At 68.2% G+C, this 15,489-nt stretch carries 12 protein-coding genes; 3 read left to right on the top strand and 9 right to left on the bottom strand.

Features of this window, described 5'->3' with window-relative positions:
* On the top strand, positions 1–294 hold a 294-nt coding region (locus tag HKK74_RS19155; protein WP_187244621.1), incomplete at its 5' end, for a response regulator transcription factor.
* A gap of 27 nt (positions 295–321) precedes the next feature.
* Here the strand turns inward: HKK74_RS19155 and HKK74_RS39140 are convergent.
* Positions 322–540 carry a methyltransferase domain-containing protein gene (locus tag HKK74_RS39140; RefSeq protein WP_222722473.1) on the bottom strand — a complete coding sequence of 73 codons (219 nt, stop codon included), beginning with the start codon at positions 538–540 and terminating at the stop codon, positions 322–324.
* 134 nt (positions 541–674) lie between these two features.
* Here HKK74_RS39140 and HKK74_RS19165 point away from each other — a divergent pair, with 134 nt between their 5' ends.
* Together HKK74_RS19165 and HKK74_RS19170 are read left to right on the top strand one after the other, a co-directional pair.
* Positions 675–1,469, top strand: coding sequence for an ABC transporter ATP-binding protein (locus HKK74_RS19165; RefSeq protein WP_187244622.1), 795 nt, complete (start codon positions 675–677; stop codon positions 1,467–1,469).
* Positions 1,466–3,973, top strand: a complete 2,508-nt coding sequence (locus tag HKK74_RS19170) for an ABC transporter permease (protein WP_246491754.1) — start codon at positions 1,466–1,468, stop codon at positions 3,971–3,973. The genes HKK74_RS19165 and HKK74_RS19170 overlap by 4 nt, the downstream gene beginning before the upstream one ends.
* A 110-nt stretch (positions 3,974–4,083) precedes the next feature.
* Here the strand turns inward: HKK74_RS19170 and HKK74_RS19175 are convergent, their stop codons facing one another.
* The 8 genes from HKK74_RS19175 to metH all read right to left on the bottom strand — a co-directional run bounded on the left by HKK74_RS19175 (position 4,084) and on the right by metH (position 15,468).
* Positions 4,084–5,154, bottom strand: coding sequence for an ABC transporter ATP-binding protein (locus HKK74_RS19175; protein WP_187244792.1), 1,071 nt, complete (start codon positions 5,152–5,154; stop codon positions 4,084–4,086).
* Between the two features lie 121 nt (positions 5,155–5,275).
* Positions 5,276–6,367, bottom strand: coding sequence for an ABC transporter ATP-binding protein (locus HKK74_RS19180; RefSeq protein ID WP_187244623.1), 1,092 nt, complete (start codon positions 6,365–6,367; stop codon positions 5,276–5,278).
* A complete protein-coding gene (locus HKK74_RS19185; RefSeq protein WP_187244624.1) occupies positions 6,367–7,380 on the bottom strand; it encodes an ABC transporter permease in 1,014 nt (337 codons plus the stop codon). Before HKK74_RS19185 ends, HKK74_RS19180 begins: the two co-directional genes overlap by 1 nt.
* Before the next feature lie 98 nt (positions 7,381–7,478).
* On the bottom strand, positions 7,479–9,233 hold the full coding sequence (locus HKK74_RS19190) for an ABC transporter substrate-binding protein (protein WP_187244625.1): 1,755 nt from the start codon (positions 9,231–9,233) through the stop codon (positions 7,479–7,481).
* 37 nt (positions 9,234–9,270) lie between these two features.
* Positions 9,271–10,290 carry an ABC transporter permease gene (locus tag HKK74_RS19195; protein WP_187244626.1) on the bottom strand — a complete coding sequence of 340 codons (1,020 nt, stop codon included), beginning with the start codon at positions 10,288–10,290 and terminating at the stop codon, positions 9,271–9,273.
* Positions 10,291–10,621: 331 nt separating this feature from the next.
* Complete coding sequence (locus HKK74_RS19200; RefSeq protein WP_187244627.1) at positions 10,622–11,059, bottom strand: hypothetical protein; 438 nt, start codon at positions 11,057–11,059, stop codon at positions 10,622–10,624.
* Between the two features lie 120 nt (positions 11,060–11,179).
* Positions 11,180–11,860: an HAD family hydrolase gene (locus tag HKK74_RS19205; RefSeq protein ID WP_312881612.1), complete on the bottom strand. Its 681-nt coding sequence runs from the start codon at positions 11,858–11,860 to the stop codon at positions 11,180–11,182.
* Between the two features lie 38 nt (positions 11,861–11,898).
* Entirely contained in the window at positions 11,899–15,468 is a 3,570-nt protein-coding gene (metH, locus tag HKK74_RS19210; RefSeq protein ID WP_187244628.1) for a methionine synthase, read from the bottom strand.
* Positions 15,469–15,489 lie beyond the last annotated feature (21 nt).

The raw sequence follows: 15,489 nt of genomic DNA on the forward strand, positions 1-15,489 counted from the left end.
GCGCCCAGCGTCACCCGCCGGCTGCTGGACAAGTTCGCGACGCGCCTGCCCTCGGTGCGGGAGTCGACGCCCCCGCCTGGCCTGGACACTCTGACGGAGCGGGAGCGGGAGGTCCTGCGGCATGTGGCGCGGGGCCTGTCCAACGCCGAGATCGCCGCCGAGCTGGTGGTCAGTGAGACCACGGTGAAGACCCATGTCGGCAATGTCCTCGCGAAGCTGAGGCTGCGGGATCGGGTCCAGGCGGTGGTGTACGCCTACGAGACGGGTATGAGCCAGCCCGGCCAGTCCGGCTGAGCCCGTCCATACCCGGCTCATACCGTCTCAGGGCCGGGTCGCGGCCGGGAGGGTGAGCCCCGGGTCGGCCGAGTCGATGACGAAGGTGTCCCGGTCCTGGCCGAGGAGCACGATGCGGCCGCCGGGGCGCAGAACGCGCCGCGCCTCCTTGAGCGCACGCGTCCACGGCATCCCGCGAGCGAGCTCCCCTAGGGGGACCGGCAGCGCCGCCTCGTCCCCACGGGGGAGGGACAGGGGCGCGCTCATGCGGAAGACGGAGACGGAAGTCCCTTCCCAATGCCGATCACATAAGTCACGGGGACTTCTACCGTTGCTTATGGGTCGAGGGGGCGACCCACCCCAATCCGTACGACCATCCTTACCCCACAGGGAGTTCCAACGTGAAGAACACCGCTCCAACGTCCGCCGAGGGGCTGGAGCAGCCCGGGGCGGGCCCGCTCGCGGCGCAGGTCAGGGAGATCTCGAAGATCTACGGCACCGGTGACGCGGAGGTCATCGCCCTGGACCACGTGACCGTCGGCATCCCCAAGAGCCGGTTCACGGCCATCATGGGCCCTTCCGGGTCCGGCAAGTCCACCCTGATGCACTGCATGGCCGGCCTGGATTCGATCGACTCGGGCCAGGTGTTCCTCGGCGACGTCGAGCTCTCCCGCCTCGACGACAAGCGGCTCACCCGCCTGCGGCGCGACAAGGTCGGCTTCGTCTTCCAGGCCTTCAACCTCGTGCCGACGCTCACGGCGCTCGAGAACATCACGCTGCCCATGGACATCGCCGGCCGCAAGCCGGACACGAACTGGCTCGACCACGTCATCGACACCGTCGGCCTCCGGCCCCGTCTCAAGCACCGCCCCAGCGAACTCTCCGGCGGCCAGCAGCAGCGCGTCGCCTGCGCCCGCGCCCTCGCGGGCCGACCGGAGATCATCTTTGCCGACGAGCCCACCGGGAACCTCGACTCCCGCTCCGGCGCCGAGATCCTGTCCTTTCTGCGCAACTCGGTGCAGGAGATGGGCCAGACCATCGTCATGGTGACCCATGACCCGGCGGCCGCAGCCTACTCCGACGAGGTGCTGTTCCTGACCGACGGCCGCATCGTCGACCAGATGGTGGAGCCCACCGCCGAGAAGGTCCTGGAGCGCATGAAGGGCTTCGACCTGCCGGGGGTCACTGCATCATGATGACCAAGGTCACGCTGCGCAATCTCACCGCGCACAAGCTGCGGCTGGCGCTGACCGCGCTCTCGGTCGTGCTCGGGGTGGCGATGGTCGCCGGTACGTTCATCTTCACCGACTCCATGTCGAAGCAGTTCGACGACCTGTTCGCCGGCATCGGCAAGAACGTCGCGGTCGACGTACGGGCCAAGCAGGCCGTGCAGTCCGGATCGGACGAGCAGGTGAGCAGCCGGCCCCCGGTCCCGGCCGCGCTCGCCGACGAGCTGCGCAAGGTCGAGGGCGTCAAGGACGTCGTCGGCAACGTCGGCGGATACGCGGCGGTGATCGGCAAGAACGGCAAGACCGTCGCCACCCTCGGCCCTCCCCAAATGGGGATGAACTGGGTGAACGGCGGCGACTACGACATACAGTCCGGTCGCGCGCCACAGGGGCCGTCCGAGGTCGCCATCGACGAGGCGACGATGAAGAAGGCGGGCTACGGGCTCGGGGACCGCGCGCGGATCCTGCTCCAGGGCCCGACGCAGACGATGACGGTCGTCGGGGTGATCAAAACCGGCAACATGATGGGCGCGACCGTCACGGCCTTCGACACCGCGACGGCACAGCGGCTGCTGCTCAAGCCCGGTTACTTCAACGACATCCAGCTGGTGAGCAGCGGAGTCGGCGAGACCGTCCTGCGGGACCGGGTGGCGCGGACGCTGCCCGGCGATGTCGAGGCCATCACCGGCAGCGCGCTGCGGGACGAGCTCAAGGACGACATCCAGCAACTCCTGTCGTTCCTCCAGGTCCTGCTGCTGGTCTTCGGGCTCATCGCCGTCTTCGTCGGCGCCTTCATCATCTTCAACACCTTCTCGATGCTGGTCGCCCAGCGCACGAGGGAGCTGGCGCTGCTACGGGCGATCGGCGCGTCGCGCCGGCAGGTCACCCGGGCCGTGATGGGCGAGGCGCTCGGGGTGGGCATCGTCGGCTCGACCATCGGCCTGCTGGCCGGCGTCGGGCTGGCCGCGGGGCTACAGGCGTTGATGAGCGACGGTTCGGAGGGCTCCACCGGCCTGACGTTCACCGTCACCCCGGTCATCTGGTCCTACGCCGTCGGCGTCACGATCACTCTCATCTCGGCCTACTTCCCGTCCCGCCGCGCGGCGAAGATCGCGCCGGTCGCCGCGATGCGCGACGACGTCGCGCTCCCCCAGCGGTCGCTGCGGAGGAGGGCGGGCATCGGCTCGGCTCTGACCGTGCTCGGCGCCGGGCTCGTCGTGGCGGGGATCGCGGACGCCGGGCCGGAGCCGCTGCTACTGCTCGGCATCGGTGTCGGGATGGTGTTCATCGGCGTGGCGGTGCTCGCCCCGATCCTGAGCAAGCCGGTGATCCGGGTGCTCGGCGGGGTGTTCCCCCGGTTGTTCGGCACCCCGGGCCGGCTCGCCCGCGAGAACGCTCTGCGCAACCCGCGGCGCACCGCCGCCACGGCGTCGGCCCTGATGATCGGTCTCGCCCTGGTGAGCGCGATCAACGTGGTGAACTCCTCGGCCGTCGCGTCGATCGGCCGGTCGGTGGACCGGCAGTTCGGCGCCGACTACATGATCATCTCCGAGACCCAGGGCGGCTTCAGTCCCGATGCCATCAAGGCGGTCGGCCAGGCGCCGGGGGTCGACCAGGCCACGGCGATGTACGTCGGCAACATCAACGTGAACGGCAAGCGGGCCTCGGTGCTGTCCGGTGACATGGCCGGCATCACCGAGGGCGCCAAGCTCAAGATGCTGTCGGGCTCGACCGACCTCGGCGCCGACGGGCTGCTCGTCGACGAGGACACCGCGAAATCGAACGACTACAAGGTGGGCAGCACCCTTCCCGCCCAGTTCACCGACGGGGCGCGTCAGCAGTTGCGCGTCGCCGGGATCTACGAGAAGAACGACGTCATCGGATCGCGGCTGCTGTCGGAGCAGGCCTACCTGGCGCACACCGCGAAGCCCCTCGCCTTCATGGGCATGGTGCAGGTGGCGACGCCGGGCACGGCCAGCAAGCAGGCGGTCGAGGGAGCGCTGCGCGACTACCCCAACCTCCAGGTCCAGGACCGCTCCGAGGTGAAGGAGTCGTTCCAGAAGCAGCTCGACCAGGTCGTCGTGTTCTTCACGATCCTGCTGGCGATGTCGATCATCATCGCGGCGGTCGGGGTGATCAACACCTTGGCCCTCTCGGTGGTCGAACGGACCCGGGAGATCGGACTGCTCCGCGCCGTCGGCGTCAGCCGCCGACAGTTGCGCCGGATGATCCGGCTGGAGTCGGTGGTGATCGCGGTCTTCGGCGCGCTGCTCGGCATCGGGATCGGCGTGGCGCTCGGGGCGGCGGTCCAGAACGGTCTCGCCGACCAGGGCCTCGACATCCTCAAGATCCCCGTGGTGACGCTCGTCGTCTACGTCGTGCTCGGCGGCGTGATCGGCATGCTGGCGGCGCTGTGGCCGGCCTGGCGGGCGGGTCGCATGGACGTCCTCAAGGCCATCGCGACCGAATAGGGCCCGGCGCACCGGCCACCAAGGAGGCCCGCGAACGCCATCGCCCCGTACCGGCCACAGGGCCGGTACGGGGCGATTCGTACAGTGCGGTGTCTTACAAGTGCGGCGTCCTACAGTGCGGCGCTCTTGGCGACCGTCTCGGCCGCGCCGGCCGGCGCGTTCTCGGGGAAGTGGCAGGCGGTCTGGTGACCGGGCTTGAGCTCGACCATGGGCGGCTCGACCGTCTTGCAGATCTCCTGCGCCTTCCAGCACCGGGTGTGGAACCGGCAGGCGGGCGGCGGGTTGAGCGGACTCGGCACGTCACCCTGCAGCCGGATCCGCTCCCGTCCCTTGCGCTTGTCCGGGTCCGGAACCGGCACGGCGGACAGCAGCGCGTTGGTGTACGGATGCATCGGCGACTCGTACAGGCTGGTCCGGTCGGCCAGCTCGACGATCTTTCCGAGGTACATGACCGCGACCCGGTCGGCGATGTGGCGGACCACCGACAGGTCGTGCGCGATGACCACGTAGGTCAGCCCGAACTCGTCCTGCAGGTCCTCGAGCAGGTTGACGACCTGGGCCTGGATGGAAACGTCCAGGGCCGACACCGGCTCGTCGGCGACGATGAGCTTGGGCCGCAGGGCCAGCGTGCGGGCCACGCCGATGCGCTGCCGCTGACCACCCGAGAACTCGTGCGGGTACCGGTTGTAGTGCTCGGGGTTCAGGCCGACGAGCTCCAGGATCTCCTGGACCGCCTTCTTGATGCCGCCCTCGGTCTTGACCTTCTGCAGCCTGAACGGCGCCCCGACGATCGCACCGACGGTGTGCCGGGGGTTGAGCGAGGAGTACGGGTCCTGGAAGATCATCTGGATGTCACGCCGCAGCGGCCGAAGCTGCCGCTGTTTCATGTGCGTGATGTCATGGCCCTCGAAGACGATCTTTCCCGCGGACGGCTCGAGCAGCCTCATGATCATCCGGCCGGTGGTGGTCTTGCCACAGCCCGACTCGCCCACCACGCCGAGGGTCTCGCCCTTGCGCACCGAGAAGGAGATGTCGTCAACGGCCTTGACCGCCGCGACCTGCCGCCGGAGCATTCCCGAGGTGATCGGGAAGTGCTTCCGCAGGTCCGTCACCTCGAGGAGGGTCTCGCGGCTCGCCTCGGGCGCCGGTTCCTTGGTGACGTCGACCGTGGAGGTCGCCACCGCGTGGTCGTCCGCCGGCCGGTCCGCGTCGGGCCCGGTGACCGGGCCTTCCGATGTGCTCACACGTACTCCAGGATTGTCTTCAGGAGCGACGCTACTCCTGGTCCCCCGACCATGGCCGTCACAGTTTAGGCCTGATCTCGTTGTCCCAAATCTCCTTGCGCCTGGCCAGGGGCAGATGGCAGGCGACGCTGTGACCGGGCTCGAGCTCCTTGAGCTCGGGCCGTTCGGTCTCGCTCCGGCCGTCGTTCAGCTCGGCATACGCGCACCGCGGGTTGAAGGCACAACCGGACGGGAGGTTGATGAGGCTGGGCGGGGTGCCCTTGATGGGCAGCAGCCGCTCGGAGCGCTCCCGGTCGAGGCGGGGCATGGAGCCCAGCAGTCCCCAGGTGTACGGGTGCAGCGGCCGGTGGAACAGGTCGTCGACGGTCGCGTACTCCACGCTGCGCCCGCCGTACATGACCAGGATGTCGTCGGCCAGCTCGGCCACCACGCCCAGGTCATGAGTGATCATGATGATCGCGGAGTTGAACTCCTCCTGCAGGTCCCGGAGCAGGTCCAGGATCTGCGCCTGCACCGTCACGTCGAGCGCCGTGGTGGGCTCGTCGGCGATGAGCAGTTCCGGATCGCACGAGAGCGCCATCGCGATCATGGCTCGCTGCCGCATGCCGCCGGAGAAGTGGTGCGGGTAGTCGTCCACCCGCTTGTCCGGCTGCGGGATGCCCACCCGGCCCAGCATGTCGATCGCGTGCTTTCGCGCCACCTGCTTGGAAACGTCATTGTGGATCCGGTAGGCCTCGATGATCTGGTTACCGACCGTGTAGAACGGGTGCATCGACGACAGCGGGTCCTGGAAGATCATGGCCATGTTCCGGCCACGGAGCCGGCGGACCTGGTCGGGCGTCGAGCCCACGATCTCCTGGCCGTCGAGCCAGATCTCTCCCGAGACGTTGGCGTTCCGGCGGTTGTGCAGGCCGAGGATGCCGAGGCTCGTCACGCTCTTGCCCGAGCCGGACTCGCCCACGATCCCGAGCGTGCGGCCGCGTTCGAGCTGGAACGACAGGCCGTCGACGGACTTGACCAGGCCGTCGTCGGTCGGGAAGTGGATGCGCAGGTCACGGACCTCCAGGAACGCCGTCGGCGGCCGGTGCGCCGCCTCGGCGGCGGCCGGAGTGCCGTCGAGCGTCTCGGTCCGCTCCTTCTCGTCCCCCATCAGTTGTGCCTCACCCTCGGGTCGACGACCCCGTACAGAAGGTCCACGATCAGGTTGGCCAGGACCACGAAGAGCGCCGTGAACATCACGACTCCGAGCACCACCGGGAGGTCGTTGCCGGTGATGGCGTCGACCACCATCTTGCCCATTCCCGGTAGCGAGAAGGTGCTCTCGGTGAGAACCGCTCCGCCCAGCAACAGGCCGATGTCGAGACCGAAGATCGTGAGAATCGGTGTCAGAGTGGCGCGCAGAGCGTGTTTGGTGATCACGGTGCGTTCCGGGAGCCCCTTGGCCCGCGCCGTCCGGATGTAGTCCTCGTTCAACGTCTCCAGCATTCCCGACCGGGTCAGCCGGGCGTACATCGCCGCGTAGAGGAAGGCCAGCGTCACCCAGGGCAGCACGAGGTTGTAAGCCCATTTCACCGGATTGTCCAGCAGGTTCGCGTACTGAACGCCGTCGGGCCAGATCTTCCAGGTGTACGCGAACAGCGAGAGGGACACCAGGCCGGTGAAGTAGATCGGCAGTGAGACGCCCGCCAGCGCGATCGACATGGCCGCCCGGTCGAAGAAGCTCCGGCGTTTCAGCGCCGAGAGGACACCCACCGCGACACCCCCGGTCAGCCACAGGATCGACGCCCCGAAGACCAAGGAGGCCGTGACCGGGAACCGGTCCTTGATCAGGTCGAGCACGTTCTGCGACGTCCGGAAGGAGTAGCCGAAGCAGGGCGCCGAACATTTGACGGTCTGGGGTCCGTAGTCGAACTCGTCCCCCGCCACGATGCCCTTGACGAAGCGGCCGTACTGCAGCGGGACCGGATCGTCGAGATGCAGCCTCTTCTTGGCGGCCTGTACCGAAGTGGGGCTGGCATCGCGACCCACGTACCGAGACGCGAGGTCGTCGGGGGTCGAGCCGACCAGCCGCGGCACCAGGAAGAAGATCGCGAACGTCACCATGCTGACGATCACGAGGAGGAGAACGGCGGCCACCAGGCGCCGGACGATGAATGCGATCACTACGGGCGGCGGTGACGGCCGGCCGGACGGCGGATCCCCGCTGCCCGGCCGGCCATCGATGCCTTCACCTGCCTTCTACGGACTGTCTTATCTCGCGACTACTGCAGGCCGATGGAAGGGTAGTCGTACATCTTGTAGGCCAGGTGGAAGTAGACGTTGGTGAGGTTCGGCGGACGGTACAGGAGCGTCTTCTCGTAAATGAAGGGCACCAGTGCCGCCGACTCCATGATCTTCTTGTCCACCTGCGACCACATCTGCTCGCGCTGCGCGATGTCCTCGGTCTTCGCGCCGTCGTCCAGCAGCTTGTCGATCGCGGGGTCCTCGAGCTCCATCTCGTTGTAGTTGCTCGAGTCCTTGATCGCCTTGCTGTGCGCGATCTGCGAGAGGAAGCCGAAGCCGGTGGGCCAGTCCGAGCCCCAGCCGGCGATGATGATGCCGAGCTTCTCCTTGTGGACGAACGCCGGCTTGCCCGCGTACTGCGAGCTGTAGTCGCCCGAGGGGTACTTCTTGATCTGCGCCTTGATGCCGACCTTGGCCAGCGACTGCTGCATCGCCTCACCGGCGGCGACTTCCTTGTCGCGGTCACCGCGGACCGCGATGTTGGTCTCGAAGCCGTTCGGCTGGCCACAGGCCTGCAGGGCGGTCTTCGCCTTGTTCACGTCGCCCTTGTTGCCGGGCGTGGCGTACAGGTCGTACTTGGTGTACCCGGTCTCGGTCGGCGGCAGCGCCGTCGTGGCGATGTCACCGGCGACCGGCCCACCGTAGGCACCCTGCGTCGCCGTCCGGTCCAGCGCGTACTGCACGGCCTTGCGGCACTCGATGTTGTCGAACGGCTTCACCTTGGTCGACAGCATCGCGTAGCGCAGGAAGCCGGTCAGCGGGTTGTCGGCGTTCTTCTTCAGGCTGTCCGAGCTCAGAATCTTGGCCCGCGCCGCGGCCTCGGCCCCGGTGCCGGCGAGCATCAGGTGCTCGGTGCCGGCCAGGAGCCGGTTGTCGATGTCGGCGCCGGTCACCTTCATGGTGAGCTCGACCCGGTCGACGAGCTGCTTGCGCAGCGGGTCGGTGGCGGCGCTCCAGTTCGGGTTCTTCACCAGGGCGAAGGACTTGCCGATGGAGTGGTTCTCGAACATGTACGGGCCGGTCGAGACCGGGTGCTCCTGGTACTTCAGCCCGGTGTCCTTCGCCTTGGGCACCGGCGAGGTCTGCGGGTTGGTGAGCAGGTAGTCGAACTCGTAGAACGGCTGGTTCAGCTTGAAGACCAGCGTGTGGTCGTCGGGGGTCTCGATGCCCTTGAAGTCATCGAGGTTCTTGTCCTTGTACGGACCCTTGTAGTCACCCGCCGCGAGGTACTGGGTGAAGTAGTGCGGGCCGCCCTGCAGCTCGTCGGTGTAGTTGCTGCGGGCGACCGCGTACTTGATGTCCTCGGCCTTGACCTCGGTGCCGTCCTCGTACTTGACACCCTTGCGGATCTTGTACGTCCACGTCTTGCCGCCGTCGCTGGGCTGGCCCAGCCCCTCGGCGAGGTCCGGCACGACCTTGAGCCCCGCCTCACCCGGCTTGGGGTCGAAGGTCAGCAGCGCCCGCGCGAAGTACCGGGTGAAGTCCCAGTTGTACGCGTAGTAGGTGTTGCCCGGGTCCATCGAGTCCGGCGCGTCGGTGATGACGTACTTCAGCGTGCCACCGGTCTTGGTCGACGGATTGACGACCTTGCTCACCGCAGCGTCGAAGGCGGAGCCACCGCCGCCGCCATCACCGCCGCCGCCGTTGTCGTCGGAGCCACCGCCACAGGCGGCCAGCCCCAGCGCCAGCACCGCGCTCAGCGCGACGCCGACGGTCGTCTTGGTTCTTTTCATGCCCGAGACATTCCTCTCTGATTACAGAACGGGATGATTAGCGCGCCCGGGGGTCGAGGGCGTCCCGTAGGCCATCACCCAACAGGTTGAAGGCCATGACCGTGATGAAGATCGCCAGACCCGGAACGATCATGAAGTGCGGCGCGATCGGATACAGCTGCTTCGTTACCGCGTCCGACAGCATGCCTCCCCACGACGGGGTCGGCGGCGCCACACCCACTCCGAGGAACGACAGGGCCGCCTCGAACAGGATGTTGGTCGGGATCAGCAGGGTGGAGTAGACGAGGATCGGCCCTATCAGGTTCGGCAGCAGTTCCTTGAACAGGATGTGCGGGCTGCGGGCTCCCATGCTGCGGGCCGCGTCGACGAACTCGCGCTCCCGCAGCGACAGGGTCTGTCCCCGGATGATGCGGCCGATGTAGGGCCAGTTGAAGAAGCCGATGATGAAGATCAGCAGGGCGATGCGCAGCGAGTTGTCCTTCAGCTCGAAGAGGCCGAAGATCGAGGCCTGGCTGGGGATGGCGCCCACCAGCGCGATCGCGAAGAGCAGCAGGGGGAAGGCGAGGAAGACGTCCATCGCGCGGGCGATGACGGTGTCGACCCATCCCCCGAAGTAACCGGCGGCCATCCCGAGCACCACGCCGATCGACACCGACAGCAGCGTGGCGAGGAACGCCACCAGCAGCGAGATCCGCGCGCCGTAGAGGATCCGGCTGAACAGGTCGCGCCCGTTGATGGGCTCGACGCCGAACAGGTGGTCCCAGCCGATGCCGCCGTACGCTCCGGTGGGCCGGCTGAAGACCGGATCGATGAGCTCGCGGTGGAACTCGTCCGGGGGATATCCCAGTAGCTTCACCAGTACGGGCGCGAACACCGCGGCCAGGATGAGCAGCAGCACGACCACGCCGCCGCCGAGAGCGACCTTGTCGCGTTTGAGGCGGAGCCATGCGATCTGGCCGAGAGAGCGCCCCTGGATCGCCTTGCGATCGACTCCCGCAAGGACGGCGTCCGGCTGGGCTTCGACCTCAGACCCGGACACCTCGATCGGTGCGGTCACCTACATACCTCCCCAAACACGGCCACACTACGGACATCCCGACAAGCCAGAAAACCACGGTGTATTCACTGGTCCTGGACTCGCAACGTCCCTCTGCTGGAGGGAAACCTACTCTCCCCGGACGAATGTCGCGCGCAGGGGTCCCGTACGCTAGCCCCCGTGTCTGACTTGTGATCTCGTCGTCATCTAGGGCATATGTGCTCTTGATGCCATAACGGACGAACGCCCCAAAGCGTAACCAAGAGCATGTAACCCCTAGACGAGGGGCTACTGTACCTGAAAGGACGCAAGCAAAGATACGGCCGTAATCAAGTCGCGACCGCGATGGTTTTCAGGAGATCCCGCGCCTGCGCAGGATGTTCTCGATGTCGGCGAGATCAGGGTCGATGTCCGCGGACCGCTTCGGCTCTATCGCCTTCTTCTCGGCTCGGCGTCCAGCACCCCGTTGGTCCGCCGGTCGCGCCTCGGCGGCGCCCTTGTCGGCGCCCTTGCCCCCACCGGCCGCGCCGCGCCGCAGCATCACTCCGGAGACGAGATACAGCACGCCCGCGAGCCCGAGGAGCACGACACCGGCCCATTTCACCGGGCTGAAGACAAGGTCCGTCGCCCAGGCCGTCAGACCCGTGAGGTACGCGGCCATGGGCACCAGCGACCACGCGGTGCCGCGCAGGGCCGAGCCGGCGCCGCGGCGGCGGTAGGCGCGCATGCTGCCGACGAGACCCAGCAGGGTGACGGCGAGACTGACCGCGAACAGAAAGAAGTCATCCATGGCCGGCCTCCGCTCTCACTGCGATACGCCTCCATCCTCGCATCCCCGCGTGCCACGTCCACTCCTCCGCACGGACGGTTCCTCGCGGCCCGGCCTCATCCCAGCGCGCTACCCGATCCCTTAGGGGTGACGAGGGCCCTCAGGGGTCACGAGCGCGGACAGTGTCGGCACATCAAGATCGGACAACGATTCGACGACGAGGCGGCCCGGCGCCGGGGGGATGGCGACGACGCTGGGTACCGCCACGGATGCGCAGCCGGCCGCCTCGGCCGCGGTGATGCCGCTCAGCGAGTCCTCGAGCGCCACGCAGCGCTCGGCGGCGACCCCCAGCAGGCGGGCCGCGGTGAGGTAGGGCTCAGGGTGCGGCTTGTTGCTGGACACCTCGTCCCCGGCCACGGTCACGGTGAAGTGCTCACGGCCGATTCCGTCGAGAGCGTGCTCCATGACCCGCCGATGCGTGGACGACACCAGCGCGCTCGGCAGGCCCGCGTCACGTACCTCCCCCAGCAGGGCCTTGGCGCCGGGCAGCATCGGGACCTCGGTCCGCAACCGCTCGGTCATCCCGTCGAGAAGGCGCCGCCCCACCTCGTCCGGCGGCGCCACCGGCCCGCTGAGCGAGAGCATGTAGGAGACGGTGCGGGTCAGCGAACCGCCCACGAGCCGCTCTTGGTGCTCCGGCCCCCAGTTGCCGCCGAGCCAGGCCATGACCTCGGCCTCGACCTCCAGCCAGAGCCGTTCCGAATCAATGAGCAGCCCGTCCATGTCGAACAGGACCGCCTGCAGGCACCCATCGGGCTCCACGTGTCTCCCTCGCTCGGGCGCCTCGTGACCTCGCCGGATCACGTGTTGAAGTAGTTGGCCTCGGGATGGTGCGCGATGAGCGCGTCGGTGGCCTGCTCGGGCACGAGCTGGAACTCCTCCGACAGTGTTACGCCGACCCGCTCCGGCCTGAGCAGGCGTACGATCTTGGCCCGGTCCTCGAGGTCGGGACAGGCCGCGTAGCCGAAGGAGTAGCGGCATCCGCGGTAGTTCACCTTGAGGATGTCGTCGAGTCCCTCGGGGTCCTGCGCACCGAACCCGATCTCGGAGCGGACCCGCGCGTGCCAGTACTCAGCGAGCGCCTCGGTGAGCTGCACGGACAGGCCGTGCAGTTCGAGGTAGTCGCGGTAGGCGTTGCGCTCGAACAGCTCGGCGGTCGCCTCGCTCGCCTTGGCGCCGACCGTGACGAGCTGGAAGGCCACCACGTCGATCTCACCGGACTCGCGCGGGCGATAGAAGTCGGCGAGGCACAGGTGGCGGTCGCGGCGCTGCCGGGGGAAGGTGAAGCGCTCGCGCTCGGACCCGTCGTCGTGGAGCACGACGAGGTCGTCGCCCTCGCTGACGCACGGGTAGTACCCGTAGACGACGGCGGACTCGATCAGCCCCTCGGCCTGCACGTGGTCGAGCCACATGCGCAGCCGCGGCCGGCCCTCGGTCTCGACGAGCTCCTCGTAGCTCGGGCCGTCCCCGCCCCGGGTCGGCTTGAGACCCCACTGGCCGAGGAAGGTGGCCCGCTCGTCGAGGAACGACACGTAGTCCTTCATGGGGATGCCGCGGACGATCCGGTCGCCCCAGAACGGCGGCTCGGGCACCTTGTTGTCCGTGACGACCTCCGACCGGGCCGGCATGTCCTCGGGTGCGGTGACCTGGAGCCTCGCGCCGGTCTTGACGCGGCGCTCGCGCAGCGGGGGGAGCTGGGCGCCGACCTCGCCGCGCTTCACCGCCATGAACGCGTCCATGAGCCGCAGCCCCTCGAACGCGTCCCTCGCGTAGCGGACCTCGCCGGAGTAGAGCTCGGCGAGGTCCTGCTCGACGTAGGCGCGGGTCAGCGCGGCCCCGCCGAGGAGCACGGGCCACCGCCCGGACAGGCCCCGGGAGTTCAGCTCCTCGAGGTTCTCCTTCATGATCACCGTGGACTTGACGAGGAGGCCGGACATGCCGATCACATCGGCGCTGTGCTCCTTCGCGGCGTCCAGGATCGCCGACATCGGCTGCTTGATGCCGAGGTTCACGACGTCGTAGCCGTTGTTGGACAGGATGATGTCGACGAGGTTCTTGCCGATGTCGTGCACGTCGCCCTTGACCGTGGCGAGCACGATGCGGCCCTTGCCATCGTCGTCGGTCTTCTCCATGTGGGGCTCGAGGTAGGCGACGGCCGTCTTCATGACCTCGGCCGACTGCAGCACGAACGGAAGCTGCATCTGCCCCGACCCGAACAGCTCGCCGACGACCTTCATACCCTGCAACAGGACGTCATTGATGATCTCCAGAGCGGGACGCTCGGCCAGTGCGGCGTCGAGGTCGCCGGTCAGGCCGTGGACCTCGCCGTCGACGATGCGCCGCTTGAGCCGCTCCCACAGCGGCAGCGCGGCCAGTTCCTCGGCGCGCGACTGACGCATCGCCGTGGCGTCGACGCCCTCGAACAGCTCCATGAACCGCTGGAGCGGGTCGTAGGCGGGACGGCCCTCGGCCGCCGGGCGGCGCCGGTCGTAGACCATGTCGAGGGCGACCTGCCGCTGCTCGTCCGGGATCCGCGCCATGGGCAGGATCTTGGAGGCGTGCGCGATCGCCGAGTCGAGGCCCGCGTTGACGCACTCGTTGAGGAACACCGAGTTGAGCACGATGCGTGCGGCCGGGTTGAGGCCGAAGGAGACGTTGGACAGGCCGAGGGTGGTCTGTACGCCCGGGTAGCGCCGCTTGAGCTCGCGGATCGCCTCGATGGTCTCGACGGCGTCGCGCCGGGACTCCTCCAGCCCGGTTCCGATCGTGAAGGTGAGGCAGTCGACGATGATGTCCTCGACGTGCAGGCCCCAGATGCCGGTCAGGTCGTCGATGGTGCGGGAGGCGATCGCCACCTTGCGGTCCGCGGTACGGGCCTGCCCCTGCTCGTCGATCGTCATGACGACCACGGCGGCGCCGTGCTCCTTGATGACCGGCATGATCCTGGCCATCCGCGAGTCGGGGCCGTCGCCGTCCTCGTAGTTCACGGAGTTGACGACGGCGCGCCCGCCCAGCATCTCCAGCCCCGCCTGGATCACGGAGGGCTCGGTGGAGTCGAGCACGATGGGCAGCGTCGAGGCGGTCGCCAGCCGGAACGCGACCTCCTTCATGTCCGCTACGCCGTCCCGGCCGACGTAGTCGACGCAGACGTCGAGCAGGTGCGCGCCGTCCCTGGCCTGCTCACGGGCGATCTTGACGCAGTCGTCCCACCGCTCCTCGAGCATCGCCTCGCGGAAGGCCTTGGAGCCGTTCGCGTTGGTGCGCTCGCCGATGGCGAGATAGGAGGTGTCCTGCCGGAACGGCACGTGCTGGTAGAGAGACGACGCACCCGCCTCAGGGCGCGGCCGGCGCGTGGTCACGGCCCGGCCTCGGGGCGCGCCGTCGCGGGCCGTGCCATCACCGGGCATGCCGGCGCCGGCCGGTGCGGTCGCGCCGGCCCCGTCGAGCCCGACCCGCTCGATGACCCGGCGGAGGTGCTCGGGCGTGGTGCCGCAGCAGCCGCCGACGAGCGAGAGCCCGAACTCGCGGGTGAAGGTGTCGTGGGCGGCGGCCAACTGGTCGGGCGTGAGGGGATAGTGCGCGCCGTCGGAGGTGAGCTGGGGCAGGCCCGCGTTGGGCATGCAGGACAGCCCGATCCGCGCGTGGCGGGCGAGGTAGCGCAGGTGCTCGCTCATCTCGTCGGGACCCGTGGCGCAGTTGAGCCCGATCAGATCGAGTTCGAGCGGCTCGAGCGCCGTGAGCGCCGCGCCGATCTCGGAGCCCATCAGCATCGCGCCGTTCTGCTCGATGGTCACCTGGCCGATGAGCACCGTGTCGGTGCCGGCCTCGGCGATCGCCCGCTTGGCGCCGATGAGCGCGGCCTTGGCCTGGAGCAGGTCCTGGCAGGTCTCGATCAAGAGCGCGTGTACACCCCCGGCGACCAGCCCGGCGGCGTTGCGCTGGTAGGCGTCGCGCAGCTCGGCGAAGCTCACGTGCCCGAGGGTCGGCAGCTTCGTGCCCGGACCGACCGACCCGATCACCCAGCGCGGGCGCTCTGGCGTCGAGTGGGCGTCGGCGGCCTCCCGCGCGATGCGCGCCCCGGTCAGCGACAGCTCCTCGATCCGGTCGGCGATGCCGTACTCGCCGAGGTTGCCGAGGTTGGCGCCGAAAGTATTGGTCTCGACGCAGTCGACGCCCACGTCGAAGTAGGCGTCGTGCACCGAGCGGACGATGTCGGGACGGGTCACGTTGAGGATCTCGTTACAACCCTCGTGCCCCTCGTAGTCGTCCAATGTCGGGTCGTGGGCCTGCAACATCGTCCCCATCGCCCCGTCGGCAACGACCACACGCTCACGAAGTGCCTGACGCAGAGACTCTGGGGTTGCACTCATAGTGGACAACTCTATCCGCGT

Source organism: Actinomadura alba (assembly GCF_014323705.1).
GTDB classification, from domain to species: Bacteria; Actinomycetota; Actinomycetes; order Streptosporangiales; family Streptosporangiaceae; genus Actinomadura_C; species Actinomadura_C alba.

Excerpts from the sequence above, each read along its gene's own strand:
- HKK74_RS39140 (WP_222722473.1), bottom strand. The coding sequence starts at position 540 with ATGAGCGCGCCCCTGTCCCTCCCCCGTGGGGACGAGGCGGCGCTGCCG.
- metH (WP_187244628.1), bottom strand. The coding sequence starts at position 15,468 with ATGAGTGCAACCCCAGAGTCTCTGCGTCAGGCACTTCGTGAGCGTGTG.
- HKK74_RS19170 (WP_246491754.1), top strand. The coding sequence starts at position 1,466 with ATGATGACCAAGGTCACGCTGCGCAATCTCACCGCGCACAAGCTGCGG.
- HKK74_RS19200 (WP_187244627.1), bottom strand. The coding sequence starts at position 11,059 with ATGGATGACTTCTTTCTGTTCGCGGTCAGTCTCGCCGTCACCCTGCTG.
- HKK74_RS19180 (WP_187244623.1), bottom strand. The coding sequence starts at position 6,367 with ATGGGGGACGAGAAGGAGCGGACCGAGACGCTCGACGGCACTCCGGCC.
- HKK74_RS19190 (WP_187244625.1), bottom strand. The coding sequence starts at position 9,233 with ATGAAAAGAACCAAGACGACCGTCGGCGTCGCGCTGAGCGCGGTGCTG.